This window comes from Chitinibacter fontanus (assembly GCF_013423785.1).
In the GTDB taxonomy this organism is placed as follows: Bacteria; Pseudomonadota; Gammaproteobacteria; order Burkholderiales; family Chitinibacteraceae; genus Chitinibacter; species Chitinibacter fontanus.
The window spans coordinates 689,996-715,762 of sequence record NZ_CP058952.1 but is presented as its reverse complement, the minus strand read 5'-3'; the positions used below and the strand labels follow the sequence as shown (position 1 = coordinate 715,762).

At 51.4% G+C, this 25,767-nt stretch carries 23 protein-coding genes; 16 read left to right on the top strand and 7 right to left on the bottom strand.

What is annotated here, in order from left to right; all coding sequences use genetic code 11:
* Positions 1 to 201 precede the first annotated feature (201 nt).
* Entirely contained in the window at positions 202 to 405 is a 204-nt protein-coding gene (locus tag HZU75_RS03325) for a cold-shock protein (RefSeq protein ID WP_180308719.1), read from the top strand.
* A gap of 231 nt (positions 406 to 636) precedes the next feature.
* Here the strand turns inward: HZU75_RS03325 and icd are convergent, their stop codons facing one another.
* Positions 637 to 1,860 carry an NADP-dependent isocitrate dehydrogenase gene (gene icd, locus HZU75_RS03320; RefSeq protein WP_180307778.1) on the bottom strand — a complete coding sequence of 408 codons (1,224 nt, stop codon included), beginning with the start codon at positions 1,858 to 1,860 and terminating at the stop codon, positions 637 to 639.
* Between the two features lie 129 nt (positions 1,861 to 1,989).
* On the opposite strand from icd, the gene HZU75_RS03315 reads away from it, so the two are divergent.
* The 4 genes from HZU75_RS03315 to HZU75_RS03300 all read left to right on the top strand — a co-directional run bounded on the left by HZU75_RS03315 (position 1,990) and on the right by HZU75_RS03300 (position 6,869).
* Complete coding sequence (locus HZU75_RS03315) at positions 1,990 to 2,619, top strand: pseudouridine synthase (RefSeq protein ID WP_180307777.1); 630 nt, start codon at positions 1,990 to 1,992, stop codon at positions 2,617 to 2,619.
* Between the two features lie 76 nt (positions 2,620 to 2,695).
* A complete protein-coding gene (locus tag HZU75_RS03310) occupies positions 2,696 to 3,160 on the top strand; it encodes an NUDIX hydrolase (protein WP_180307776.1) in 465 nt (154 codons plus the stop codon).
* Positions 3,157 to 4,236: a tRNA 2-thiouridine(34) synthase MnmA gene (gene mnmA / locus HZU75_RS03305; RefSeq protein ID WP_180307775.1), complete on the top strand. Its 1,080-nt coding sequence runs from the start codon at positions 3,157 to 3,159 to the stop codon at positions 4,234 to 4,236. Before HZU75_RS03310 ends, mnmA begins: the two co-directional genes overlap by 4 nt.
* A gap of 149 nt (positions 4,237 to 4,385) precedes the next feature.
* Positions 4,386 to 6,869, top strand: coding sequence for a DUF1631 family protein (locus HZU75_RS03300; RefSeq protein WP_180307774.1), 2,484 nt, complete (start codon positions 4,386 to 4,388; stop codon positions 6,867 to 6,869).
* Positions 6,870 to 6,945: 76 nt separating this feature from the next.
* Here HZU75_RS03300 and HZU75_RS03295 read toward each other — a convergent pair whose 3' ends face one another.
* Positions 6,946 to 7,485 carry a lipocalin family protein gene (locus HZU75_RS03295; protein WP_180307773.1) on the bottom strand — a complete coding sequence of 180 codons (540 nt, stop codon included), beginning with the start codon at positions 7,483 to 7,485 and terminating at the stop codon, positions 6,946 to 6,948.
* A gap of 105 nt (positions 7,486 to 7,590) precedes the next feature.
* Between HZU75_RS03295 and HZU75_RS03290 the strand changes: the two genes are divergently transcribed.
* The 9 genes from HZU75_RS03290 to nagZ all read left to right on the top strand — a co-directional run bounded on the left by HZU75_RS03290 (position 7,591) and on the right by nagZ (position 16,873).
* A complete protein-coding gene (locus HZU75_RS03290; RefSeq protein ID WP_180307772.1) occupies positions 7,591 to 8,958 on the top strand; it encodes an aminodeoxychorismate synthase component I in 1,368 nt (455 codons plus the stop codon).
* Positions 8,955 to 9,770, top strand: a complete 816-nt coding sequence (gene pabC, locus HZU75_RS03285) for an aminodeoxychorismate lyase (RefSeq protein ID WP_180307771.1) — start codon at positions 8,955 to 8,957, stop codon at positions 9,768 to 9,770. Before HZU75_RS03290 ends, pabC begins: the two co-directional genes overlap by 4 nt.
* Before the next feature lie 3 nt (positions 9,771 to 9,773).
* Positions 9,774 to 10,022 (top strand): hypothetical protein, encoded by a 249-nt coding sequence (locus tag HZU75_RS03280; protein ID WP_180307770.1) that lies wholly within the window; start codon positions 9,774 to 9,776, stop codon positions 10,020 to 10,022.
* 87 nt (positions 10,023 to 10,109) lie between these two features.
* Entirely contained in the window at positions 10,110 to 10,985 is an 876-nt protein-coding gene (locus tag HZU75_RS03275) for an ankyrin repeat domain-containing protein (protein ID WP_180307769.1), read from the top strand.
* Positions 10,986 to 11,246: 261 nt separating this feature from the next.
* The gene (gene mltF, locus HZU75_RS03270) at positions 11,247 to 12,704 is read left to right on the top strand and encodes a membrane-bound lytic murein transglycosylase MltF (protein ID WP_180307768.1); all 1,458 of its coding nucleotides are present in this window, start codon (positions 11,247 to 11,249) and stop codon (positions 12,702 to 12,704) included.
* Positions 12,705 to 12,843: 139 nt separating this feature from the next.
* Positions 12,844 to 14,232: a glutamate--tRNA ligase gene (gene gltX, locus HZU75_RS03265; protein ID WP_180307767.1), complete on the top strand. Its 1,389-nt coding sequence runs from the start codon at positions 12,844 to 12,846 to the stop codon at positions 14,230 to 14,232.
* A 3-nt stretch (positions 14,233 to 14,235) separates the two neighbouring features.
* Entirely contained in the window at positions 14,236 to 14,706 is a 471-nt protein-coding gene (locus HZU75_RS03260; protein WP_180307766.1) for a hypothetical protein, read from the top strand.
* Between the two features lie 6 nt (positions 14,707 to 14,712).
* Positions 14,713 to 15,243, top strand: a complete 531-nt coding sequence (locus HZU75_RS03255) for an isochorismatase family protein (RefSeq protein ID WP_180307765.1) — start codon at positions 14,713 to 14,715, stop codon at positions 15,241 to 15,243.
* Between the two features lie 46 nt (positions 15,244 to 15,289).
* A complete protein-coding gene (gene nagZ, locus HZU75_RS03250) occupies positions 15,290 to 16,873 on the top strand; it encodes a beta-N-acetylhexosaminidase (protein WP_228028181.1) in 1,584 nt (527 codons plus the stop codon).
* Between the two features lie 29 nt (positions 16,874 to 16,902).
* Here nagZ and HZU75_RS03245 read toward each other — a convergent pair whose 3' ends face one another.
* A complete protein-coding gene (locus HZU75_RS03245) occupies positions 16,903 to 17,700 on the bottom strand; it encodes an AraC family transcriptional regulator (protein WP_180307764.1) in 798 nt (265 codons plus the stop codon).
* Positions 17,701 to 17,797: 97 nt separating this feature from the next.
* On the opposite strand from HZU75_RS03245, the gene HZU75_RS03240 reads away from it, so the two are divergent.
* The gene (locus HZU75_RS03240) at positions 17,798 to 18,679 is read left to right on the top strand and encodes a DMT family transporter (protein WP_180307763.1); all 882 of its coding nucleotides are present in this window, start codon (positions 17,798 to 17,800) and stop codon (positions 18,677 to 18,679) included.
* A 41-nt stretch (positions 18,680 to 18,720) separates the two neighbouring features.
* Here the strand turns inward: HZU75_RS03240 and HZU75_RS03235 are convergent, their stop codons facing one another.
* Entirely contained in the window at positions 18,721 to 20,373 is a 1,653-nt protein-coding gene (locus tag HZU75_RS03235; protein WP_180307762.1) for a methyl-accepting chemotaxis protein, read from the bottom strand.
* A 229-nt stretch (positions 20,374 to 20,602) separates the two neighbouring features.
* Entirely contained in the window at positions 20,603 to 22,393 is a 1,791-nt protein-coding gene (locus HZU75_RS17280) for a glycoside hydrolase family 19 protein (protein WP_228028180.1), read from the bottom strand.
* 394 nt (positions 22,394 to 22,787) lie between these two features.
* Here HZU75_RS17280 and HZU75_RS03225 point away from each other — a divergent pair, with 394 nt between their 5' ends.
* A complete protein-coding gene (locus tag HZU75_RS03225) occupies positions 22,788 to 23,198 on the top strand; it encodes a hypothetical protein (RefSeq protein WP_180307761.1) in 411 nt (136 codons plus the stop codon).
* A 93-nt stretch (positions 23,199 to 23,291) separates the two neighbouring features.
* Here HZU75_RS03225 and aroA read toward each other — a convergent pair whose 3' ends face one another.
* Both aroA and waaF read right to left on the bottom strand, forming a co-directional pair.
* Positions 23,292 to 24,605: a 3-phosphoshikimate 1-carboxyvinyltransferase gene (aroA, locus tag HZU75_RS03220; RefSeq protein WP_180307760.1), complete on the bottom strand. Its 1,314-nt coding sequence runs from the start codon at positions 24,603 to 24,605 to the stop codon at positions 23,292 to 23,294.
* 35 nt (positions 24,606 to 24,640) lie between these two features.
* On the bottom strand, positions 24,641 to 25,660 hold the full coding sequence (gene waaF / locus HZU75_RS03215; protein WP_228028179.1) for a lipopolysaccharide heptosyltransferase II: 1,020 nt from the start codon (positions 25,658 to 25,660) through the stop codon (positions 24,641 to 24,643).
* Positions 25,661 to 25,767 lie beyond the last annotated feature (107 nt).

Genomic DNA, 25,767 nt, shown 5'->3' with positions numbered 1-25,767 from the left:
GTCGACTTTTTTCAAGCGTGATAGAGATGACACACTGTTAATTAGTAAAGATTGTTCCGCTTGACCGACGCGGTTATTCTCGCGTAAAAAGTAATGCAAGTTTGATGGAAGTATTTCTGTCTAACTAAACATCGGTTTCTGCATAAATATGTTGGCCGATATTTCATGATTATTTATCTTAGTTTGCAGGATTATTTCGATATGGCATTAGGTACTGTTAAGTGGTTCAATGATTCTAAAGGTTTTGGCTTTATCACTCCAGATGATGGTGGCGATGATTTGTTCGCGCACTTCTCTGCAATCAATATGCCTGGCTTCAAAACTTTGAAAGAAGGTCAACGCGTTTCTTTCGAATTGACACAAGGCCAAAAAGGCATGCAAGCGGGTAATATTCAAACTGCTTAATTACTTAAGCGAGTAACTGCCCTAAGCCCGCTGTTTAACCTGCGGGTTTTTTATTGCCTGTTGAATCAGTATATCGACATGGCCCAGCGCTACTTCAGATGAACCGCCGGGCGTGAGCTTTTGAGTGATGATTGAACTTAAATATCTGCCGCAGTGCCAGCCCGACTGAAAGCCGGGCATATAAAAAAACCCCGCTCAGCGGGGTTTTTTGTCGATCATCAACGCATAAAATTACATGCGTTCGATCATCGCTTTACCGAAGGCCGAGCAAGACACTTCTTGCGCGTCGTCCATCAGGCGGGCGAAGTCGTAAGTCACGATCTTGTCTTGGATCGCTTTGCCCATTGATTCGATGATCTTGTCCGCCGCTTCAGTCCAGCCCATGTGACGCAACATCATTTCAGCCGACAGAATCAGTGAACCTGGGTTCACTTTGTCTTGGCCAGCGTATTTCGGTGCAGTACCGTGCGTTGCTTCGAAGCACGCTACGTTGTCAGACAAGTTCGCGCCTGGAGCGATACCGATACCGCCCACTTCTGCTGCCAAAGCGTCAGAAATGTAGTCGCCGTTCAGGTTCAAAGTAGCGATCACGTCGTAATCAGCTGGACGCAACAGGATCTGTTGCAGGAAGGCATCAGCGATCACGTCTTTGATCACGATGCCGTTCGGCAGTTGCAACCATGGGCCGCCGTCGATCTCAACGCCACCGAATTCGTTTTTAGCCAACTCGTAGCCCCAAGTGCGGAACATGCCTTCGGTGAACTTCATGATGTTACCTTTGTGAACCAAGGTAACGCTCTTACGGTTGTTGTCGATCGCGTATTGAATTGCTTTACGAACCAGACGCTCAGTACCTTCTTTCGATACTGGCTTGATACCGATAGAAGAAGATTCTGGGAAGCGAATCTTGTTCACGCCCATTTCTTTTTGCAGGAATTCGATAACTTTTTTCGCGCCTTCAGAAGTCGCGTCCCACTCGATACCGGCGTAGATGTCTTCAGTGTTTTCACGGAAAATCACCATGTCTACGAGGTCTGGGCGTTTAACTGGCGAAGGAACGCCTTCGAAATAACGTACTGGACGCAAGCAAACGTACAGATCTAGATTTTGACGCAGAGCTACGTTCAATGAACGGATACCGCCGCCAACTGGCGTAGCCAATGGGCCTTTGATCGATACAACGTACTCTTTCAGTGCGTCGAGGGTTTCTTGTGGCAGGTATGAGCCGTCTGCGTACAATTTAGACGCTTTCTCGCCGCAGTAGATTTCCATCCAGTGGATTTTACGTGCGTCGCCGTAGCATTTTTTCACAGCCGCATCGACTACATCGATCATAACTGGAGTGATATCCACACCAATGCCATCGCCTTCGATGAATGGGATAATTGGATTATCAGGAGTGGCGAGGTTAGGAACGATTTTCGCGCCGCCTTGAGGTACTTTGATCAGACTCATCGTGCTATTTCCTGTGAAATACAGTCATTGAAAACAATCTATTCAGCTATTTATTGTATTTTTCCAAGCCAAACAGAAAAAACGCACTATTATCACAGGTTTGACGCTTTCCTGCCAAGTCCGTTCGCCATGCCACAGCTTATCCTGTTGAATAAACCCTACGGTGTGATTTGCCAATTTACCCCCAGCCCGCCTCATCAATGCCTTGCCGATTATGTGCCGATCAAGGATGTGTACGCAGCCGGGCGGCTCGATACTGATTCGGAAGGCTTGCTATTGCTCACTGGCAATGGCGCGCTGATTCACCGCATTACCGACCCGAAACACAAATTGCCCAAAATCTATTGGGTGCAAGTCGAAGGTATTCCCGACGAGGCTGCGCTCAATGCCTTGCGCGCGGGCGGCCTCGATTTGGGTGATTTCAAAACCCAGGCTGCTGGTGCGCGGATTATTGAGCAGCCCGCGATCGTCTGGCCGCGTAATCCGCCAATCCGCGAGCGTGCCAATATCCCGACTACTTGGCTGGAGATCACGATTAGCGAAGGCAAAAATCGCCAAGTGCGCCGCATGACCGCCAAGGTGGGGTATCCAACGCTACGCCTTATTCGCTATGCTGTTGGTGGCTATACACTCGATGATATTCCTTTGGGGCAATTCAAAAAACTCAATGTTGCCGCACCGGGCGTGGCTAAACCCGAGCCAATCCAGCCTGCTCGACCCAAGCAACGCGGTCGCCGCGGGCCAAATAAAGTGCGGTGAACTTTACCGACTGGCGCAGGCGATTCGGGCGGAAAATTGCGGTAAAATCCTGTTTTGCCTGACGAATTCAAATCCGATGTGGAAACCCAATACCACCGTTGCGGCGGTGATCGAACGTGATGGCCGCTTTTTGATTGTTGAAGAGCGCATTCAGGGCGAACTTAAGCTCAATCAGCCCGCTGGCCACGTCGATGCAAACGAATCAATTATTGCCGCTTGCCGCCGCGAAACGCTGGAAGAAACCGCGTATCAATTTGAGCCCACGGCACTAGTCGGCATTTATCAATGGACAGTACCGGGTACGGATCTGACTTATCTGCGCTATGCATTTACCGGCGAGCTGGGTGAGCACGATGCGGCACGTCAGCTTGGGATTGCCGATGAAGGCATCGAAGCTGCGGTGTGGTTGAGCCGCGATGAACTCATCGCGCGCGCGGCGCAGCATCGCAGTCCGCTGGTGTTGGCGTGTATTGATGATTATTTAGCGGGTCGACGCTTTCCGATTGATCTGATCCGTGACTTTGATGGTAATAGTTTATGAGCAAAATCGTAGTAGGCCTCTCTGGCGGAGTTGATTCTTCGGTCACTGCACATCTTTTAAAAGAGCAGGGCTATGAAGTGCACGGCGTGTTCATGCAAAACTGGGAAGACGACAATAACGATGAATATTGCTCGATCAAAGAAGACTCGATGGACGCGATTGCGGTCGCGGATTTGCTCGGCATCGACATCGAGCTGGTGAACTTTGCCGCCGAGTACAAAGACCGTGTGTTTAGTCATTTCCTGACCGAATACTCGGCTGGCCGCACTCCAAACCCCGATATTTTGTGTAATAGCGAAATTAAATTTAAATCGTTTTTGGAATATGCGATCAAGCTAGGTGGCGTAAAACTCGCGACCGGCCATTACGCGAAAACCAGATTAAGAGAAGACGGCCGTACCGAAATGCTGCGCGCTGCCGATCAAAGCAAAGACCAGACTTATTTCCTCTATCGCTTAAGCCAAGAGCAAATCTCGCATGCGGTGTTTCCGCTGGGTGATTTGCTTAAATCCGAAGTGCGCGTTATTGCCGAACAGATTGATTTGCCAAATGCGAAGAAAAAAGACTCGACCGGTATCTGCTTTATCGGCGAGCGGCCATTCCGCGAGTTTCTGAATCGCTACCTGCCGAAAAAACCGGGGGCGATGGTGACGCCCGAAGGCAAAGTAATGGGTGAACATCAAGGTCTGATGTATTACACGCTCGGCCAACGCCAAGGTCTCGGTATCGGTGGCACCAAAGGCAGTGTCGAGCCGTGGTTTGTGGCGGGCAAAAATATGGAAAAGAACGAGCTGATCGTTGTGCAAGGGCATGATCATCCACTGCTGCTTAATCCAATTCTGATTGCCAAAGACTGCTCATGGATTTTGGGCGAAGCACCACAGGAAGGGCGTTATACCGCCAAAACCCGCTATCGCCAGCAAGACAGCGCTTGTTCCCTGAGCTATATAAACGGGAAGAATGCAACAGATGGTGTCCAACTGATATTTGATGAGCCACAGTGGGCTGTCACACCGGGGCAATCAATGGTGCTGTATAAAGATGAGGTATGCTTGGGCGGCGGTATTATTCAGTAATTCTTAAGCGCCATTATCTGCCTAGTTTGATTGGTCTTGGGCACACCTTCTGTAGTGGTAGATGTGCCATTAGTCGGTTAAATAGCTGTGCCCGTCGCATCGTCGACGACAAATCCTTACAATCGGCTCTACAAAAAGCATGCCAGTAAATGGCAGCAAATAATAAAGCCGTTTTGCGCAAACTTTGGATGGATATGGATCGAAATGACTTACTCACCGCAACTCGCGGTGTCTTTTTGCGCACCTTCAATCAGGTGCTGCCGACACTCCTGTCGGACGGCGCTGATGCGCTATTTCTGAAAGCTGACCGTGCCAGCAGCTTGATTGAGCAACGCGCCATGCTCGATGCTCGTGCAGTGTTAATGTCGCAAGAGCAGGCCTTGTTGAATGGGCTCATCGACAATATGGAAAAGCTGCTCACCCGCAGCTATCAAACCGCCTACAGTACTTTCCGCCCTTCATTCAGTGATTCAGCCGCTAACAATCGCCTTTCTCTGATCGATGTGGGTGATTTTGACGGTGAGCTTAAAATTGATGAGCTCACTACGCGTTTGCGTAATGCAGCTGAAGAAGAGCTGCGAGATTTAAATATCCGCATGGCTATCTTGTTTGATCAAGATGACATTAATGAGCGTGAGAACCCGTTTCGTCCGTATCTGATGACCCGTTGCTTGAGCATGACCGCCGAGCAATTACACATCGAGCCTCAGTTGCATGAAGTGGTGTGCGAAGCCTTGGCCGAGCAATTGCAAAAACGGGTGGTTGCAATTTATCAAGCCTTGAACCAGCTCTTGGCCCAGCATGGTATTGCTGCGCAATTGCAATTGCGCATCCGTCAGCTGCCTGATGCTGCCACGTTGCGGCAAATGGCGGCGGAGCCGCTAGTAGAAAACGATAGCGCACAGTTTGCGCATGGTGATTATGTCGATACGGCAGCCGCGGTCACCGTTGGGGCAGGGCCGCAACCCTATATGGAAGGTGGTTATTCCAGCCCGATGCAAAACGGGGTGCCCATTGATCCGGTAATGAATGCACAAAACCGCTTAGGACAATGGACTTCCATGCTGCGCCAGCAGGCAGAAAACACGCAGGCTGCAGCGGCTGAGTTGCCGCTAGGTGCTGCAGTAGCAGGTTGGTTGGGAACCGTAAAGCAGGTTGGCGCAGCGATCCGCCAGTTGTGGCGCGGGCAGGCCGATATTCAATTAGCTCCGCAAGTATTGAGTGTCGGTTTGGCGCAATCCATTGATCAGCTACGACAGCCGCATTTACAAGGCGTGCAGCTTGATGCACAGGGGCAAGTACGCAATGTGATTCTCGAGCAACGCGCAGAGTTAAGCGCGGCAACCAGTGATATCAATGAACAAATGATCGTTGATATTGTGGGAATGTTGTTTGAATTTATCTTACGCGATGTGCAGGTGCCGGCTGAAATTCGTGCTCAGCTTGGACGTTTGCAATGGCTGGTGCTTAAAACCGCGCTGCAAGACCCCGCGCTTTTTTCACAAAAACATCATCCAGCCCGTTTATTGGTCAATCGAATTGGCTCGATTGCACAAGGTTTGCAGCAACTCGATCCTAAAGCTGAGCGTGTCACCGCCGAGATTCGCCGCATTATTGAAACCCTGCTGCGCGATGAGGAAGAGAGTACGGCTTTATTTAGTCAAATGCTCGATGAGCTAGATCGATTTATCGCGCGTGAGCTGCGCGCCGCCGACGAGCAATCTGCGCTGGCTTCGCAAGCGCTGGAAAATGCGGAAAGCCGTACTTTACGTTTTGCTCGGATTACTGCGCAGGTCTCTCAAGCGTTGCAAAGCTTCACGCTTGACGCACAGTTAGAGTCGTTTTTGACCCACACCTGGCCTTACGCCATTGAATATGCTGAGCGCAATGATCCGGTGCAAGCTTTACGCTTCAGGATTTTTGTTCCGGAGTTGATCTGGAGTATTGCCCCCAAAAATGCCAAAGAAGACCGCCAGCAATTACTCGGGATGATACCCCGTTTGATCGGCGTGTTAAGCGAAGGTTTGAAATATACGCCTTGGAGCAATGCCGAACAGCAAACATTTAAGCTGTATATGATGGATGCGCATCGTAGTGCTATTGCTATGGCGGGAAATGAAACGCTGGAAGTGCCTTCAATGGCGCTGCTGCGGGCGCAGATGGCTAATTTCATTAGCGAAATTGCAGCCGATAGTGAGGTGGCGCAGGTGGAGGCATCGGCCGAGATCAACCCTGTCTTGCTTGATCAGGCAATTAGCGAATTAAAAGTGGAAATCGGCTTTATCGACCGACAGGTTGAGGCTGATCTTGCCCATTTGGGTGTTGAAGCAGCCAATGATGCGGAGGGCTTAAGCAATGAAGCCTTGTTTGAATTCTTGCGCAGTGGTGTACCGGTTGAGCTTAATTTGACGGGTGAATTGCGGCAGGCGCGGTTGTGCTGGATGAACCCAAATGAAACACGGCTGGTGTTAAATATGGATGCCGATTCGCCACCATCGGTGATTAGTATTTCAGTCTTTAAGCGTTTGCTGGCCTGCGGCCGTGCGCGCTGGCTGGAGCAAGCGCCATTGTTTGAGCGAGCGATGGAATCCTTGCTCAATTCGGCTGATCAGCTCGATTTACAAGCTGCGTAGGCTATCAGGCGTATTGCCCGGTAGCCCTTATTTATAAAGAGCTACCGATTGATACTACTATGCAGTGTATGTGAGGCTACTTTTGCTGCTGAGTGTAATCGAGCTGGCGTAAATCATAGCCTTGCTCTGTGGCCGCTTTCTGGGCTGCTTGTAGGGCAGGCTCGGGCAGACTCGGGGTGCGCGACAAAATCCAGAGATATTTGCGATTCGGGTTGCCGACTACAGCCCATTGGTAATCAGTATCAAGCCCAATAATCCAATAGTCCGATTTAAACGGCCAGAAAAAGCTTACTTTCAATTGCGAGTTTTGCGTGTTGTCCACGACGGTCGCTTTGCCTTCGGCCTGATCAAATTCACCTGATTCCTTGCGACAACGATTGATCACTTTAACGCTGCCATCCGGGTTTTTGCTGTAATTGGCCGTGGTGTCGGCCACGCAATTGCGCTGGAAATACATTGGAAATTTCGCGATTTCGTACCATAGACCCAGATAGCGGTTGAGGTCGACATTCGCCACGCTGCGTACCGGTGCTGTTGGCTCCGTTGGTGTCGTGTCGGCTGCCCAGCTGGCGCTGCTGATCAGCAGCGCGCTGCATAAAGTGATTGTTTTGAGCATCAATTTGAGCGTCCTTTTCGTTCTCTAGCGTGAAGTGAAGCCAAGCTGCAAGCTGCGGGATTTAGCCATATCGTGTTTGCACCCGAATGCCATTACAATGCGCAAATGCCTAAGTATCTTACCTCGACTCTCGATTTTGTTCCCGACTTGATTGCGCTGGCTGCGACGCAGCCGCAGGCTTTTCCTAGCTTGCTGCAATCTGCACGCACGCAAGGCTGGGATATTTTATTTGCACTGCCGCAAACTCAGCGCACCTATCGTGCTGATGAAGGCGCAGTGTTTGTTGCTGACTTGGCGGCCTTACCAATTGATTCGGTTTCGCATCGATCAGTTCCCTGCGATGCGCCGAGTGCGAGCGAATATCCCTTTCATGGCGGCTGGTTGCTGTACGCCGGTTATGAGCTTTTGGAAACTTTCGAGCCCACAGTGCCGCAACGCTTTGATCACACTGCTGCGACGCAAGTCACTGGCGCAATCCGTGATTTTCCGCTGGCCGCTTTAATTCGTTGCCCGGCGGCGGTGTTATTGCAACGCGAAACGCAGCAAGCCACGCTGATTGCCGAAACCGCCGAGCAATTGGTGCAGTTGCAAGCTTTGGTCACCCCCAATGTGGCTTGGTCGCAAGCTGCGCTGAGCATTGCCGCGATTTCCGAAGATGAGCCGCAGGCTTTTCTCGTGGGCGCTGAGCGCGCGAAACAGTATATTTATGACGGCGATGTGTTTCAGGTGAATTTGTCGCGCGGCTGGGATGTGACGCTCTCACAGGGGGCGCCGCTCGATGTGTTTGCACATCTGCGTGCCGCCAATCCCGCACCGTTTTCGGCGTATCTTAATTTAGGCGATGACGTTGGCCAGATTGTGAGCAGCTCGCCCGAGCGCTTGGTCAGCCTGCGCGATGGCGTGGTGCAAACCCGCCCGATTGCCGGGACGTTTGCGCGCTCGCTCGATCCGGTCGAAGACGCGGCGCTCGAAGAGCGCCTGCTCAATACGCCCAAAGAGCGAGCCGAGCACATTATGCTGGTCGATCTGGAGCGCAATGATCTGGGTCGCATTGCCGTGCCTGGTACGGTGAAAGTAGACGAGTTGATGGCCGTTGAGACGTATGCCTTTGTACATCACATTGAATCTAATATTCGGGCGTATACCCGCGAGGGTATTAATGCGGCCGATGTGCTCCGGGCATTATTCCCCGGTGGCACGATTACCGGCTGCCCGAAAGTGCGCTGCATGCAGATTATTCGCGAGCTGGAAGATCGAGCGCGGCTGGCCTACACCGGCTCGTTAGGTTACATCAACCGCGATGGCAGCATGGACACCAATATCTTGATTCGCACTTTTGTGCAGCAAGGATCGCAGCTGTATTTCCGTGCTGGCGCGGGGATTGTGGCTGACTCTGATCCAGCGCGCGAATTACAAGAAACGCGGCATAAAGCGCGCGGCCTGCTGCGTGCATTGGGAGATCATCAGGCATGAGTCTGCGCAAGCTCGTCAATGGTCAGCCCGCCGAGAGTATTAATCTGGCCGATCGTGGCCTGCAATTTGGCGACGGCGTGTTTCGCACGATTAAAGTGCTCAATGGCGAGCCAATCTGGTGGGCGCGGCATTACGCCAAGCTGGTACACGATTGCGCACAAATCGGCATCGTCGTGCCGAGCGAGGCAACTTTACTCGCCGATATTGCGCAATTAGCGCCAGATAATCACACGCTGAAAATCATTGTGACGCGCGGTGAAACGGCGCGCGGCTATATCGCCCCGGTCGATTTACTACCCAATCGTATCGTGCAAATTGCGCCATTGCCAGCGTATTCGCTCGACTTGGCCACGCAGGGCGTTAAGCTAAGAACTTGTATAACGCGCGCCAGTTGGCAACCCGCGCTGGCAGGCATCAAACATCTGAATCGGCTAGAAAATATCCTCGCGCGGCGCGAGTGGTCTGACCCCAGTATTTTTGATGGCTTGATGTTTGACCGTGACGATCATTTGATCGAGGGCGTGATGAGCAATGTGCTGGTGCTGCTCGATGGCGTGCTGTGCACGCCCGATTTATCTGAATCGGGCGTCTCAGGGGTATGTCGCGAAATGACTATGCTGGCTGCGCAGCACTTAGGTGTACCAACGGCAGTATGTAAAATTAAACGTGAACAATTACCTACTGCACAGGCGCTGTGGGTATGTAATAGCCTCGCCGGGTTGCTGCCCGTCGTTGCGCTCGATGACTGGCGCTGGCCGGTGTCGGCGCTGCAGTGCGATTTACGCGAGACCTTATTGGCAATGAAGGATTAACAGATGAAAATCGCTCTTGGAATGGCCATCCTCCTACTGGCTGCAACGGCGAGTGCCGAGCAATATTATCAACCGGACCCGGCCAAACTCGCCAAGCTGGAAGCTGAGCGCTGCGCCAAACTGCAGAAAGAAGATAGTTTGATTTCACGCCGCCTCAGTGGTGGCAATAATAAATCCTACGATATCGAGAAAATGAAAGCACGGCAGCAAGTGGTGCAAGCCGACTTTAATAAATACTGCACGAAAAAATAGCGATCTACACTGGCAAGCACACCCGTCACTCGGGGCTTGCAGCTCCTCTTGGCTGATCTAGACTGAAACCTTATTGGAGGGGACAGTATGGATACCACACAGCGTCTGCAGAGTTTATTGAAACCTGAAGAAGTTCCTCACCATATTCTGGCCCAGTATCCCCATTTGGCTGAACGTGTCGCTCAGCTATGGGGAACGCAAGCCATGGATATTTTCCTGAACGATTTGTTTTTTGACCGACGTGGATCACGCCAAGGCTTTAGCCCTGAGGTAATGCATGAGTTGTTCATGATACAAAGTCGGCACAATCAGTTATTTCCGCCCAAGGAAGTGAGTGGCATCTGGAGCGAAAATGAGCTGGCCACGGATGAGTTGCGTGCTGAGCTGGCAACCTATGAAATTCCCCGATTAATCGAAGCGGCAAAAGCTGGTGAGCTGGATCTGATTCTTCAAGCGCTTAGTCATGGCGTGTATATCGAGTCCGCCGATCAGCAGGGCTTGACCATGTTATGGTGGGCCGCTCGCTATGGGCATCGTGAATTGATCATGACATTACTTAAAGCACGGGCAGCAGTGGCTGTGGTCGATGAATATGGCTGTCAGGCCATTCATTGGCTTGCTGCTCACGATCTGGTGAGCGTGCTCGAAGAGATCATTCAGCATGGTGCAGATCTGAATGCGCTTGATTTTGCTGGGATGACACCGTTAATGCACGCAGTGCGTCGTGGACGAGTATCCGCTGCGGGTGCTTTATTACGATTAGGGGCCGCCGTTAATGCGCAAGATCAGCAAGGAATGAGCGCGCTGCACTTTGCCGCCGAGGCGGGGACGGGGCGTTTGCTTGAATTGCTGATGGCTTACCACGCGGATCCAGAATTACAGAATTGTCAGCAAAAAACGGCGCTCGATCTGATTGAGCAAAAATCAGATAGTGTGCGCTTAAAAATGTACCTGCTTTGCTGAAATCACTAGATTCTCCTCAGGTATTCTTGCCGGTTGTCGTTGAGATTTTTTGCGATTTAACCCAAAAATCCTTTATGCCTTTTTCGATTTTTTTCTAACAAATTAAGTTTTTTTTGTGAAAGAAATTGAGGGGGAATGCTGTTTTTATGTGCTGAGTTTGCTTAAATATTAGCTGTTTCTAATTGGCTAATTTTATTTTTTGTTTGTCGTTTCAATGAGATGCAGGCACAATGCGCACATTCTTACAGTTATTGGATCGGCATGAAGAGATTTTTGGTCGCGCTATCTACGTTCTTATTATTTGGTTGTGGCGAGTCGGATCAGACCCGTGCGCAACAGGTATTGCCGTGGGCAGAAACCAAAGAACTCGTGGTGTTGGTGCAAAATGGCCCGACTGCTTTGTATGTAAATGCGGCGGGTGATTACGCAGGACTTGAGTACGATTTGGTGACTCAATTTGCGCAAAAAAATAATCTGAAAGTACGGTTTTTGGTGAGCAGTAACTACACCGAAATGCTTGAACGCCTCAAACGGCGCGAGGCGCATTTGGCCGTTGGTGGCCCACGCGATGAAAACGCTGGGCTGATTTACGGCGCTAGTTATCAAAACGTCAATGCAACCTTGGTCTTTAGCTCAAAAACCAGTGAAAGCACTGCATTGAAAGCACTCACCGAAGGGTTATCTACGCTGAGCACTTTGCCGCAGTACGTTGGCGCGCTCAACAAGATGAAACTCAAATCCCCCGGCTTGACTTGGCAAGTGGCCGATAATGGTGATAGCGAATCGCTGATCGAGCAAGTCTCACAAGGCAAACTTGATTTTGCACTGGTTGACTCGCACGCGGCCGAAGTGGCGCAAAATTATTATCCAAATATTGCCACTTCCAGCCAAATCGACAGCGCCCAGCAGCTGGCTTGGGCCATGCCAGATAACGATGTGCAGCTGCAAATTCTGATTGGCGGTTTTTTCCAGCAGCAAATGGCCGATGGCAGCATGCGCCGCTTGCTCGATCGCTACTACGGGCATGTGAATCGGGTAGATCAACTCGATGCGCTGGCCTATTTGGGGCGTATCCAGTCGACTTTGCCGCGCTTTAAAAACTGGTTTCAGGAAGCAGAAAACCGCACCGGCCTAGATTGGCGCTTGCTGGCGGCACTCTCTTATCAAGAATCACACTGGAATCCGGAAGCAGTATCACCCACCGGTGTGCGCGGCATTATGATGCTGACCAATGAAACTGCCGAGCGCATGAATGTTGACCGCACTAACCCGTATGAAAGCATCATCGGTGGCGCCAAATACATTCAATTGCTCAAAGAAACGTTGGCTGATCGTGCGCCTGAGCCTGATCGTACCTGGCTGGCACTGGCTGCGTACAATGTCGGCATGGGCCATTTGATCGACGCGCGTACCCTCGCGGTGCGAATGAAGAAAGACCCCAATAGCTGGGCCGATGTGAAATCGGTATTGCCTTTGCTGCGCAAGCCCGAATACTTCAGCACGCTGAAATATGGCTATGCCCGTGGTGGCGAGCCGGTGATTTTTGTCGAAAGCCTGCAATCGTATTACGACATCTTGGCGCGTTTTCAACCTCCGAGCAAAACTGTGCTGCCGATGCCATCTGACTCGGTGGTGGTGCATAACCCAGAAAACCTGCAATTGGAAATCAATAGCGTACTGAACCCGATGGCGGTAGAGAAGCTAGCCGCAGCTTGGTAGGGTATTGCTTACTAACCTAATTGTGGTCTGATCGAAAGGCCAATACATCTAGGGTGTATTGGCCTTTGTCGTTGATGAGTCTGAGTTTTTGGGCATTTACGGTACAATAGCGCTTTCGCATTTGCCGGACTTAACATCCATGACCGTACGTACCCGTTTTGCTCCTTCCCCAACTGGTTTGCTGCACATTGGCGGCGTTCGCACTGCGCTGTTTTCTTGGGCTTATGCCAAGAAACATGGCGGCCAGTTTATTCTGCGGATTGAAGACACCGACTTGGAGCGCTCAACGCCTGAATCGGTCGCGGCCATTTTGGATGGTATGCACTGGGTGAATATGGGCTACGACGAAGGCCCGTTCTACCAAATGCAACGGATGGATCGCTACAAAGAAGTTATTGCTCAATTGCTGGCTAATGGCACTGCTTATTACTGCTATTGCAGCAAGGAAGAGCTCGAAGCGCAACGCGCGGCGGCTGAGGCCAAAGGCGAAAAACCGCGTTACGATCGCACTTGGCGCCCAGAAGAAGGCAAAACTTTGCCAGCCATTCCGGCCGATATCAAACCCGTCGTGCGTTTCAAAACGCCAATCGGTGGCTCGGTGGTGTGGGAAGACCAAGTGAAAGGTCGCATCGAAATTGGCCATGCTGAATTGGACGATTTGATCATCGCTCGTCCAGACGGCACCCCAACATATAATTTCTGTGTGGTGGTGGACGACGCCGACATGCGCATCAGCCATGTGATTCGTGGCGACGACCATGTGAATAACACGCCACGCCAGATAGTGATCTACGAAGCGATGGGCGTGCCGGTGCCGGTGTTTGCGCACCTGCCAATGATCAACAACGATCAAGGCGTGAAACTCTCCAAACGCCGCGATGCGGTGTCGGTGGTCGATTACGATACGCAAGGTTTCCTGCCTGAAGCGCTGCTCAATTATCTGGCACGTTTGGGTTGGGGTCATGGCGACGACGAGATTTTCTCGCTGGAACAATTTGTAGAATGGTTCGATCTGAAAGACGTTAGCGGCAGCCCAAGCCGGATGGATCGCGACAAATTGCTGTGGACCAATGCGCAATACATCAAGGCTGCTGATCCAGCACGACTTGCGGCTCGTGTGGCGGGCTTCTTGGCTGATAAAGGCATTCACACCGAGGGTGGCCCCGCACTCGCTGATGTATGCACTTTGTTGAAAGATCGTTGCCAGACCTTGGTGGAAATGGCCGATCAGGCTGAGTATTTCTACCAGCCACTCACGCCAACGGCTGAAATCGTCGAAAAACACCTCGACCCTGAGTCGGAAGAGCGCCTGAAAGTATTTGCCGCAGAAGCAGCCAAACTGGAAAACTGGGATGCCGCGACGATTGGTGCTTTCATCAAAGAGTTTGTGAAAGAGCAAGGTGTGAAAATGCCGCAAGTGGGTATGCCATTGCGCGCTAAAGTCTGCGGCATCACCAACACGCCATCGGTGGATGCGGTGCTGGCGCTGATCGGCCGTGAAGAAGTATTGCGTCGTTTGACGGCTTAAACGTTGCAATACTTAATTGTTCCAAATGGTAATCAGAAATTAATCGAGTCCCTTGTTGGTTTTGGGGCTCGATTTCTGGTTATTGGCGGCGTAGCTGTTAATTTCTACATCCCATCGCGCGTATTTAACGATCTGGATATTTTATTGGAGCCAACGATTGAAACGGCTAAAGCTGTTTTAAAAGTGTTGCAACTTCATGGGATCCCCCCGAACTTTGACGCCCACCGCTTAACATTTCCAAATGTCCAACTCCCAATCAAGACCAACGAGTTTTGTGCTGATTTTTTGACTCCAAAAAATGGTTTTTACTTTGAGCAAAACTGGGTAGATGCTCATGTTGTCCGTGTAGGGAAAACAGCAGTTAAGCTTGCATCGACAAATACTCTGCTCGAGTTATTAGCTGACTCACCCGAAGAAAAGCATGTAGTAGATCGAAAACTACTTGAACGATTTTTAAACAAATCGTTGGAATAATTTCATATGGCAACTGCTTTGCTGGTCATTGATTTTCAATATGGTTTAATCGAATCGACGCCACCCGCAACGCGTGGCGCGCAAACCTTGGCGCAGATTAATGCCATGATTGCGTTGGCGCGGCAGCGGCAGATGCCGGTGATTTTTATCCAGCACCATGAAGCCGATTTGCCGCAGGGCTCGCCCGCGTGGGAATTGCACCCGGGTTTGGCGCGTTTAGCTGACGATCACGTAATTGCCAAAGAATCCGCCGATAGTTTTCTCGCGACCCAATTGCAATCCACGCTCAATGCGTTGAATATCGACGCGCTGTGGATCACGGGGTATGCGTCTGACTTCTGCGTCGATACAACGCTACGACGTGCTGCCTCCCTAGGGTATATGGTGACGGTCGTGAGCGATGCGCACACCAGCAAAGATCGCCCGCACGCCAATGGGGAGCAATTGGTCGCGCATCTCAATTGGCTGTGGGCCAATCTGGCGGTTAAAGATAATCCGATCCGCGTGTTGCCCTTGGCCGAATTGGCCACGGTTTAAATCGAATCTTCATCCCTATCGCCTGCGCGATACTCGCTAGGAATCCATGATGTCGCTATCCCTTACCCCTGAACTTCGTGCGCAGCTCGGCCAGCTTGTGATGGTTGGTTTTGATGGCTTTATGCCCAATGCCCAAATTGAGCAGTTGATCCGCGAGCAGCGCATTGGTGGCGTGATTTTGTTTCGCCGCAATATCGAATCGCCCATGCAGGTCGCCGCGCTGTGTCGCCGCTTGCAGGAAATTAACGCCGAAGTCACTGATGTGCCGCTGTTGATCGGCATTGATCAGGAGGGTGGTATGGTGATGCGGATCGAGGAGGGCGTCACGCCGATGCCATCGGCGATGGCCTACGCCTCAGGCTATGCCTCGCACGCCGTGGCCGGTTGCAGCCCCGCTGATTGTGAAGCATTGCATCGCATCGGCGCGGATGAATTGCGGCAGATGGGGATCAATATCAATTTTGCGCCTAGTCTGGATATCAACAATAACCGCGCCAACCCGGTGATCGGCGTGCGCTCGTTTGGCGAGAATTCCCCGACCGTAACGGTGTATGGTTTGGCGGCGATGCGCGGCATTCAGGCGGCTGGTTTGGCTGCGACGGCCAAGCATTTTCCGGGGCATGGCGATACCGCGACCGATTCACACTACGCCTTACCACTGGTGCCACATGATAAAGCGCGCCTTGATGCGGTAGAGCTGGTACCGTTCAAAGCCGCGATCGCAGCGGGCATCGATGCGATTATGACTGCGCACGTGGTGTTTCCAGCGATTGAGCCTGACACATCAACCCCTGCCACGCTATCGCGTAAAGTGCTGACGGGTTTGCTGCGCGAAGAAATGGGCTTCGACGGCGTGATTGTCACCGATTGTCTGGAAATGGATGCGATTGCGAATGTCGATAACGGTGGAGTTGGTGTGGTGCAGGGCGCGGTGAAAGCGATTACGGCGGGCGCGGATATCGCGCTGATTTCGCATACTTACCAACACCAGCGCGAGGCCGTTGCCGCATTGGCGATGGCCGTTGAGCAAGGGTATATCTCGCTAGATCAGATCCAGCAATCCTTAGCGCGCATTACTGCCCTAAAGTCCAAACCTGCCACCCAATATTGGCGCGATTTGCCGGTGGTACCGCAAAACTTGCAGACGCCAGCGAGCTTGGCTTTGGCGCAAAAAATCCAAAACCTCGGTATTTTCTTTGCTGGCAAAAAGCTCGAGACAAACCAGCCGGTGTTGTTGGTGACCATCGAGCTATTAGTACGCACTGAAATCGACGAAGTCGCACTAGGAGCGTCAAAAAGTGCGCGCGGTACTTTGTTGCCCTTGCTAACGCAGGCTGGCCTGCAAGTGGAAGAAATCGTGTTGCCGCCGAATATGTCAGCCGAGCAAGCGCAGCAAGTCTTGATGGCTGCGCAGGTGGCACCACAAGTGATTTTCCAAAGTTATAACGCTACCCGCTTCGCTAGTCAGCGCGAGTTAATTGCCGCGATTGCACCTGACAAACTGGTGCTGATTGCTGGGCGTAACCCGTATGATCTAGATATTGCCCCACAAGCGCACACTCGAATTGCGGCTTGCAGCAATCGTCCTCCTGTGTTGCAGCTTATTTGTAATCGTTTGATGGGTATTTAATTATAATCCCTTCATTGATTGGCTTAGGGTTAAATACCTAATTGGGTATGTGCGCTTTGCTGTCGGTAGCGCTCGGGTGAAATGCCTGCTTGCTGGCGAAACATCGCGATAAATGCCGAGGTGTTGCTATAGCCTAGTTGCCAAGCGATGTCTTGAATTTGGATGCCTTGTTTAAGTAGTGCTTGCGCGCTAAGCAGGCGTAAACGGTTACGCCACTGTAAAAAACTCAGGCCCAGTTCGCGTTGAAAATGCCGCGCCAAGGTGCGCTCGGTGGTGTGAACTTGCTTTGCCCACTGCGCCAACGTGGTCGTGTCGCCCGGTTGTTTACGCAGAGCCGCGAGTATCGGTGCGAGATAACGATGCTCAGTTTCGGGCAGGTAATGTAGGCTTTGATCGGCTTGTAATAGGCGTTGCAGTAAGAGCTCCGCTTGCAGTTGCTCATGTTCCGCAGCGGTTGAACTGACTTTACGGGTATAAAAGTCATCAAACAGGGCGCGAATTAACGGGGTTTGGCTAATCAGGCACATATGCTGCGGCAGTCGCGCAGCCCAATCTGGGCTGACGTAGGCCGAAGTATAAGCCAGTGCCTGTCGAATATAGGCCGCATGCGCTTGCTCTGCGGGTACCCATACAATGTAGTCAGCTGGCGCAACCAAAACTTGTCCTGGGCTAGTGATTTCGATTAAGCCCAAATTAATCCGATTTAACTGCCCCCATGGGTGTCTGTGCTCGGCATAGCCTGTCTGCGCTTCGATCTGTTCATGGCGAAACAGTAGTGGCGCAGGGGGCGGTAGGTTTAAGTCATTCGGGCTATATGGGGCGGGCATATTGTCGGGTTTGCAGGATGTTTTTGTCTGATTTTCATTATAAGTGACAAATCAGACAGCTTTATACTAAAGGCCTCTTTTCTTAGTGAGCACACAAATGGCTTATTGGTATCCACTCATGGCAGTCTTGATCTGGGCGGCGAATACGGTAGTTTCCAAAGCTGCTGCGGCAGTGATTGATCCGGCGGCCATTTCTTTGTATCGCTGGCTGATTGCCGCATTGGTGCTGACACCATTGTTATTGCCGCAATTACTGCGTCATTGGGCGCAGATACGGCAAGATTGGGCAAAATTCAGCGTATTAGCTTTGCTGGGGATGGTGCTTTACCAAAGCTTGGCGTACTTTGCTGCGCATTCGACTAGCGCCACCAATATGGGGGTCATCTGCGCCTTAATCCCATTATTGGGTTTGCTGCTCAATACGATTTTGTTTCGCTTTAGACCGACTTTGGCGGCGATTATAGGTGCGTTGCTGTCATTTAGTGGTGTGGTGTATTTGCTGGGGCAGGGTAATCCATTGGCCGTCTTGGCTGCTGGAATTAATCTGGGTGATGGTCTAATGCTGCTCGGGGCAAGTGCATACGCCTTGTATGGCATTTTATTGCGTCGTTGGGCTTTGCCGTACGGGCACTGGCTGAATTTATATGTGCAGATTTTACTTGGTGTTGTGCTGCTACTACCTGTGGCCGCTACAGCCAAAACCCTGGTCGTTGTGCCACAAGCCTGGGTTTTGCTACTGTTTGCCGGTATTGCCTCATCGATTCTGGCGTCATTTTGCTGGATGCAAGGCGTGCAGCGCTTGGGCAGTGAGCGTGCCGCTATTTTTATGAATCTATTGCCGCTATTTACCGCACTGATTGCGGTGCTGGTACTTAATGAACAATTACAGCATTTTCATTATCTGGGAGGCGGAGCTATTTTGGCCGGGGTTCTGTTAGTGCAGCTTGCACAATGGCGGCCAGCCTCCCGCCCAGGCTGATGTTGTAATCAGAACCCGTTGCTTGCGGTTGCACTTAGAGCTTAAAGCTTAAAGCGGGCAATCATCTGCCGCAGTTGCTCGGCCATGGCGTTGAGGTTACTAATGACGCCACGTGCAGTTTGTAGCGATTGATTGCCATCCTGCGCCATATTGCTGATGCGTTCGGCCGATTGCGCCATTTCAGTGGTGGCAATGGATTGCTCATTGGTCGCCTCCGAGATATCCCGAATTCGCTGTACAACTTCTTGCATTTGCCCCTGAATCTGACGGATTTGCGCGGCTGCGGATTGTGATTGCTGTACGCTGCTGCTCACCGCGTCATGGGTACTGCTCATATTCTGACAAGCTAATTGTGATTGGGTGCGCATCGCATCAATCTTGCCGGTGATTTCTACCGTGGCTTGGCCTGAGCGCTCTGCCAGTTTGCGAACCTCATCGGCTACAATTGCAAAGCCGCGGCCTTGCTCACCAGCACGAGCAGCCTCAATGGCTGCGTTGAGTGCTAATAAATTGGTCTGATCGGCAATTTCCTTAATGACAGTCACAATGCCACTGATCTCGACGGAATGCTGTTCTAGTTCGTTCATTGCTCCGGCCAGATCTGCAATTTGTTCAGCGATTTGGTTAACCTCATTGGCTGCAGTAATGACTGTTTGCGCCGCTTGCTGGGACATATTGCCAGTATGGCTTACGACAGACTCGGCATCTTGGGTATTTTGGGCGATGTGACTGATGCTGACGGTGATTTGTTCAATGGTTGCCGCTGTGGCAGTGGCCATTTCGCTTTGCGAGTGAGCATCTTGACTGAGCTTGTGCGTCATTTGATCAATGCTTTGTACGCCATTGGTGAGCCTGACTGTATCGTCGCGCACAGTAATAAACATCTGACGAAGTTGCGCCATAAACGTATTTACATGGGTGGCAATTTGACCAATTTCATCTTGCGATGTCACGGGTAATTGAATAGTCAGATCGCCATTGCCAGTCGTTAATGACTCCATCATGTCGCGTAAACGGCGCAAGGGTTGTGCGATCGCATTACCTAAAATTAAGGAAACCAGTGCCGCAATAATGAGCATGATTAGGCCAATCAGCCCCGCGCTGAGCATCGCCTGATTGACTGCATGATTGACTTTGTTGGCATCCACATCGACTCCGACGACGTAGGTGTCGCCAGTGGCTGTTTTTACTGGCATTAAAATGCTGCGTAAAAAGCCATATTCGGGGCTGACATTTTCACTGAATTGCGCCTGACCAGTTTGCTGCGCCAGTAGTGTAGCGCCATCAGTTTCAGGCACATCGCTGGGCTTGAGATAAAAATCGATCTTTGGGTCTTTCAATTGCTCGGCCGAAAGCGAGGCTGTGGTGTAAAACACTTTGCCATCGCGCACGATAAAGCTGTAAACATATTCAACCCCGAGTGTTTTCACAATTCCAGTGAGGTATTCCGCCTCTTTGCGCTTGGCCGCCAGATTGACTTGCTCGCGCGGCGGAAGTTGATTGTGATAATTGGGGCCAATGAAATAGGGGTAACTGAGTGCCACGCTATTGAGTTTGGCATCGACTTCGGCGAGCGCATTTTTCTTCGCGGCAATAATGGCCTGTGTAGTAAAGACGCCAACCGTGAGTAGGGAAACCAGCAAAAAAGCCACTTGCAGCTTTAAACGTAGATTAAGTTTGCTAAGTAATAACATGGCTTTTCCATCTGAGGCGATCCGCTAAAGTATAGGAAAAATGCCATGCCTTACAAGATGAATCTGCTGCAGTTGGTATCTAGCGTGTGATTGGTTTTTGTATGGTTTAAGCGGTGGCAGTAGGGAGTAATAATTGCTTGTGATGATTGATGCAGTGAGTTTGCACCTAAAATGACAACGCCACCTAGATACCTAGGTGGCGTATGTGTTTATAGACTAGCTAATTCAATTACTTCAGAGTAACACCCCAGTTGGCTTCAACACACTTAGTGTATTGGCTGTCGATCAGGGCATTGTATGGAGTCTGGTAGCTCACGAGCTGACATTTGTTGTCGCCGCCCACTTTCCAGTCTTTTTCCCAGTAGATGTTAAATGCGGCAGATGATGCGCCATCAAAGCGACCCATGCCTGAACATTTCATCGACTCTTTGCTGATATCCCAGCCCAGATCACGAGCAAACTCGGTGTAGTAGTTCAGACGATTTTGCGCCGCAGCTTTGGTTGGTGAGTCTTGGCATTCGGCATTGATAATCTGGATCGTGGTTGGGAAGTCGTTACCCAATTGACGTGATTTATCAAAGTCGTTCGGTACCCAAGTGCCATCAATCACGTGCAGCATTGATGGTTTTGGTGGCTGTGGATACACGAAGAAGAACACCGCTGAAGCCAAGTTCAACCAGCTTTCTGCCACGCGATCCGGATCTTTCAACAGTACCGATTGGTCGCCATCAAACATCGCTTGGCTAAATGGACCGTAGTTGTAGTTGTAAGACAACTGTTTCGCGCCACGGCCGTAGTATTTCTTGAAGCCGCCTTTGGCATCGGTGCCGCAAGTCCAAACTTTGTTGAATACTGGGTCAGTACACTCGGTGTTGTAACCACAACCAGTGCCATCTTCAGTACAACCCATTTCACGCACGTGCACCAGTGCTTGCAGCCATTCTGGATTGCCATATTGCGTTACGCTGTGGCCACCGGTTTCTTGCGCAAAGTGCGCAAACGATGCTGCCAATGAGCGACGGCAGATTTCATCGGCATTGCGGCCATCAGTGTAGTCGCCGCAGAAGGCTGGGAATTTAGCTGCAGCTTGCAAGAAGCGGGTGTAAGTGTAGCTTGGGTGCGCTTTCGAGAAGTAGTAATCCCACTTCGCTTTCGGCAGGATGGCTTCCACACGTTTTACGTTGCTTGGGTTGCTCATCAAACCTGGTGCTACGGCTTCAACCACCGCGTTAGGGAGTGTGCGTACTGAAGCTTTTACTTTGCTGAAAATATCGCTGTTAGTGAGTGTAGCAGCATAAGCTTCCGCTTCGGCTTTACTAGGTACACCACCGGTTGAGCCGCCACCACCTGGTACAGGTGTTGCCATGCCCGCTGCGTCACAGGCGCCAACAGTACCCCAAGCACCATCTTTGCCGGGCTCGGCGCCTGCATTGGCCCACCATTTCGCGGTGTAGTTCACTGCGTTGTAGCTGACTTTTGCGCCACCAGCGTACGAGCTGCCAGCGTTCCAAGCAGCTTCACATTTTGGCAACCCTGAGCCACCACCCGGTGTTGGTGTCACAACGGGAGCTGGTGTGGCTGTTGGTGTGCTAGTCGGAGCAGTTGTAGGAGCAGTAGTTGGTTTTACTGTTGGTGCAGCAGTCACTACTGGCGTTGCAGTTGGTTTTGCTGTTGGAGCCGCAGTGACCACCGGAGTAGCAGTTGGTTTTGCAGTTGGAGTTGCCGTTACCACGGGAGCACTCGTTGGCGCAGCTGTTGGTGCTACAGTAGGAGCAGCAGTTGGCTTGGTCGTTGGTGCTGGTGTAACGCCACCTGCGCTCACCAGTTGCCATGGGCCCCATTGATTGCTGCCTGGCGCTTCGCCAGTGGTCCACCATTTGGCCTTGTAGTCTTGGCCTTGATAGGTCACCACATCATTGGCTAAGTAAACAGCTTTTGCATCCCATGCACTTGCTGCCCATACGCCGGCGCTCAAACACATTGCTGCGAGCAGTGTTGAGATCTGGAATTTTTTATTCATAGTCCCACTCCATTGAGGATTTGTGGCCTTACCCTGAGGGAGTGCAGCAAATTCCTCTAGCTCGCTGCAGGCACTTTATATTGACCGCCGCCAAATACATCCTGCGAGTGGTCATGCTGTTATCCTAAAATTGGTATTTAAGGATTTTCGTAATCCTACCACTTGTAGTTCCCTCGTCAATGACTACAAGCTAGGGAAAACACTTATTTGTGTGAAATAAATTACTCAGTAAATCAAAGCTTTATAAATAATTTATGTTGCTGACATGAGGCTTTTTTGGGGCTTTTTATATTGCTGATTGTTAATAATTTCTAATGTGCTAAATCAGCTAGAAAAGGCAGAAGCTAGGTATAATCGGCGGCACAGTTTTTCTGAAGATAAAGGCAGGAATTGAATGCAGCGATTTTTAAAACCACTGATTGTTTTTACCAGCACACTGGTATTGGCTGTCAGTTCTGTGTGGGCTGAAGATGCACCGCTGCCTTTTGATAGCCCAGATGCGGCCCCGCCGGTTGCTAAGCGGGCACCAGTAGCAGCCCCCGCTGCTGTGGCGAACACCAAAACGGCACAAAAGCCAAAGTCGGCCCAGTCAGGCAGTAAGAAAGCTCAAGCCAAGGGTAAAAAAACTAAGGCTGGCCAACAAGCTAAGGCATCGAAAGGCAAAACAAAATCAAATACGCGTGCGGTGGCCAAATCAGGGCGCTCTGGTAAAGGCAAGACTAATACCACTAACAGGGTAAAGAGTAGTAAACCGAAGCCAAGCACAAAAGCCGTGGCTAAGCCTCGTGGCAAGCAACGCCACTAGGCAATGTAGAAAATAAAAAGCCCTCGAATCGAGGGCTTTTTAATGGGTATTGAGCGCTGTGCTTGCGTGGAAAAGCGCTATGGCGATATACCCTTATTTTGTAATGCGTGCCAACTCTTCAAAATAAGTCGGGAAGGTTTTGGCTGTACATTTCGGATCATTAATCCGTACCGGTACACCACCCAAGGCCACTAGTGAGAAGCACATCGCCATGCGGTGGTCATCATAAGTGTCGATTTCCGCGTTCGGGGCTAGTTGTTCGGGCGGAATCACTGAAATCCAATCCTGACCTTCTTCAACAATCGCACCGACTTTACGCAACTCGGTCGCCATTGCAGAGAGGCGGTCGGTTTCTTTCACGCGCCAGCTTTCGATATTGCGAATTGTGGTTTTGCCCTTGGTGTACAGCGCCGCCACCGCAATCGTCATCGCCGCATCGGGGATGTGGTTCAGGTCAACATCAATCGCTTTGAGCTGGCCGTCGCTCGGCGGCGCTGCTTCGATCCAGTTTGGACCCCAAGTGATTTGTGCGCCCATTTGTGCCAGCGTTTCGGCAAAGCGTTTATCGCCTTGAATCGACTCGCTGCCTACGCCTGTAACGCGTACTGCGCCGCCATCAAGTGCGCCGATTGCACCAGCCGCCAAGAAATACGACGCGCTTGATGCATCGCCTTCAACAAAAATCTCGCCCGGCGATTGATACACTTGCCCAGCAGGGATAAAGAACTCGTTCCAGCTCTTTTTCTCGACTCTCAGGCCAAATTTGGCCATCAGGTTCAGCGTGATTTCGATGTAGGGCTTGGAGATCAGCTCGCCAACGACTTCAATCGTCATATTGCGGTTGGAGAGTGGCAAGGCCATCAACAGGCCGGTCAGGAACTGGCTGGATACATTGCCTTTGACTTGAACACGATCAGCAGCGACCACGCCCGGTTTGATTTGGTCTGGTTTGATTTGAAGGGGCGGGAAGCCTTCATTGCCCAAATAATCAATCTGGCAACCCGCTTGGCGCAGCGCATCAACCAAGTCTCCAATTGGGCGCTCGTGCATGCGTGCCACGCCGTGCAGATGATAATTACCGTTCGACAGCGCCAGCGCGGCGGTCAAAGGGCGAAACGCGGTGCCAGCATTGCCGAGGAACAAGTCGGCATCTTTATTCGGGAAGTTACCTGCGCAACCGTGAACGATAAAGTCACGCGACTCACCAATTTGATCAACTTTCACGCCCAATGTGGCCAAGGCCTCGAGCATGCGTTGCGTGTCGTCCGACGCGAGTAGACCGCGCACGGTAGTTTGGCCAGCACACAAGGCAGCGAGCAGCAAGGTGCGGTTAGAAATACTTTTTGAGCCTGGCAGCGCAACCGTTCCGGCTACTTTGGCGATCGGGGCGAGGTCGAGAAATTCCATCGTGATTCCTTCAGTATCAAAAGGCGCGGGGCGCATTATTCATTGCAGCTGGCGCTGATTTCTTTCAGCGCTTTCAGCACGCGATCAGGCGTGAGCTTATTTAAACAATCCATATGCCCTAAGGGGCAAACCCGCTCAAAGCAGGGGCTACATTCCAAGTCGAGCGTGACAACTTTTGCTTTGAGCGTTAGCGGTGGTGTAAATGTTGGCGAACTAGAGCCAAATACCGCCACCAATGGGCGTTGCAGCGCCGCCACTACATGCATTAGGCCGGAATCATTGCAAACAGCTACTTTGGCCAGCGAGAGCAAGTCGATGGCTTCGGCCAGACTAGTTTTTCCTGCCAAATTAATTACCTGTGGGGCAAGTGCGGCAATTTCTGCACAAATTTCCGTGTCTTTACCTGAACCAAACAGCCAAACCTGTGCCCCATCTTGCTGTAACTGCTGCGCTAATTCAGCGGCATGACGGGCGGGCCAACGTTTCGCCGGGCCATACTCCGCACCCGGACAAATGGCTATGATGGGCTGATCGGTGCTGAGGCCTAATTTTTGCAGGGCCGCTGTGCGATCAGCTGGATTTATGGTGAGGACGGGGTGCGGTACTTGCTGCGTGCGCGGCGCATCTTTCTCATCGGCCAGTGCATAAAAACGTTGCACCATTTGTGGCAATTTAATTGGATCTAGCATTCGTACATCATTGAGCAAACCATAGCGCATTTCACCCACCCAGCCGGTTCGCGTTGCAATACCTGCCAGTAATGGTACTAGGGCTGATTTAACCGAGTTGGGTAGCACAATCACTTGATCGTAGCCGCGTGCCTTGAGCTGGCGCGCCAATTTCCAGCGCTCACGAAGTTTGAGCTCGCCGTGGCCAAATGGCGCGTCAATCGCCTCATTAATCTCAGCCATGCGCGCATGTAATGGACGGGTCCATGCTGGGGCAAGCACATCGATTTGCGCTTGTGGGTAGCGTTGCTTAAGACGGGCATACATTGGCTGCGCCATAATTGCATCGCCAACCCATGCAGGGGCAATAATCAGAATTCGTTTCAAACGCAAATCCATCGCGGGATAAGGCAGGCAGCGCCATGCCGTTTATTAAAACGCAAAAGCGGCGACCGATTATTCGGTGGCGCCGCTTGGAAATCAGCTAGCCGTGG

Excerpts from the sequence above, each read along its gene's own strand:
- HZU75_RS03325 (WP_180308719.1), top strand. The coding sequence starts at position 202 with ATGGCATTAGGTACTGTTAAGTGGTTCAATGATTCTAAAGGTTTTGGC.
- icd (WP_180307778.1), bottom strand. The coding sequence starts at position 1,860 with ATGAGTCTGATCAAAGTACCTCAAGGCGGCGCGAAAATCGTTCCTAAC.
- HZU75_RS03315 (WP_180307777.1), top strand. The coding sequence starts at position 1,990 with ATGCCACAGCTTATCCTGTTGAATAAACCCTACGGTGTGATTTGCCAA.
- HZU75_RS03310 (WP_180307776.1), top strand. The coding sequence starts at position 2,696 with ATGTGGAAACCCAATACCACCGTTGCGGCGGTGATCGAACGTGATGGC.
- mnmA (WP_180307775.1), top strand. The coding sequence starts at position 3,157 with ATGAGCAAAATCGTAGTAGGCCTCTCTGGCGGAGTTGATTCTTCGGTC.
- HZU75_RS03300 (WP_180307774.1), top strand. The coding sequence starts at position 4,386 with ATGGCAGCAAATAATAAAGCCGTTTTGCGCAAACTTTGGATGGATATG.
- HZU75_RS03295 (WP_180307773.1), bottom strand. The coding sequence starts at position 7,485 with ATGCTCAAAACAATCACTTTATGCAGCGCGCTGCTGATCAGCAGCGCC.
- HZU75_RS03290 (WP_180307772.1), top strand. The coding sequence starts at position 7,591 with ATGCCTAAGTATCTTACCTCGACTCTCGATTTTGTTCCCGACTTGATT.
- pabC (WP_180307771.1), top strand. The coding sequence starts at position 8,955 with ATGAGTCTGCGCAAGCTCGTCAATGGTCAGCCCGCCGAGAGTATTAAT.
- HZU75_RS03280 (WP_180307770.1), top strand. The coding sequence starts at position 9,774 with ATGAAAATCGCTCTTGGAATGGCCATCCTCCTACTGGCTGCAACGGCG.
- HZU75_RS03275 (WP_180307769.1), top strand. The coding sequence starts at position 10,110 with ATGGATACCACACAGCGTCTGCAGAGTTTATTGAAACCTGAAGAAGTT.
- mltF (WP_180307768.1), top strand. The coding sequence starts at position 11,247 with ATGAAGAGATTTTTGGTCGCGCTATCTACGTTCTTATTATTTGGTTGT.
- gltX (WP_180307767.1), top strand. The coding sequence starts at position 12,844 with ATGACCGTACGTACCCGTTTTGCTCCTTCCCCAACTGGTTTGCTGCAC.
- HZU75_RS03255 (WP_180307765.1), top strand. The coding sequence starts at position 14,713 with ATGGCAACTGCTTTGCTGGTCATTGATTTTCAATATGGTTTAATCGAA.
- nagZ (WP_228028181.1), top strand. The coding sequence starts at position 15,290 with ATGATGTCGCTATCCCTTACCCCTGAACTTCGTGCGCAGCTCGGCCAG.
- HZU75_RS03245 (WP_180307764.1), bottom strand. The coding sequence starts at position 17,700 with ATGCCCGCCCCATATAGCCCGAATGACTTAAACCTACCGCCCCCTGCG.
- HZU75_RS03240 (WP_180307763.1), top strand. The coding sequence starts at position 17,798 with ATGGCTTATTGGTATCCACTCATGGCAGTCTTGATCTGGGCGGCGAAT.
- HZU75_RS03235 (WP_180307762.1), bottom strand. The coding sequence starts at position 20,373 with ATGTTATTACTTAGCAAACTTAATCTACGTTTAAAGCTGCAAGTGGCT.
- HZU75_RS17280 (WP_228028180.1), bottom strand. The coding sequence starts at position 22,393 with ATGAATAAAAAATTCCAGATCTCAACACTGCTCGCAGCAATGTGTTTG.
- HZU75_RS03225 (WP_180307761.1), top strand. The coding sequence starts at position 22,788 with ATGCAGCGATTTTTAAAACCACTGATTGTTTTTACCAGCACACTGGTA.
- aroA (WP_180307760.1), bottom strand. The coding sequence starts at position 24,605 with ATGGAATTTCTCGACCTCGCCCCGATCGCCAAAGTAGCCGGAACGGTT.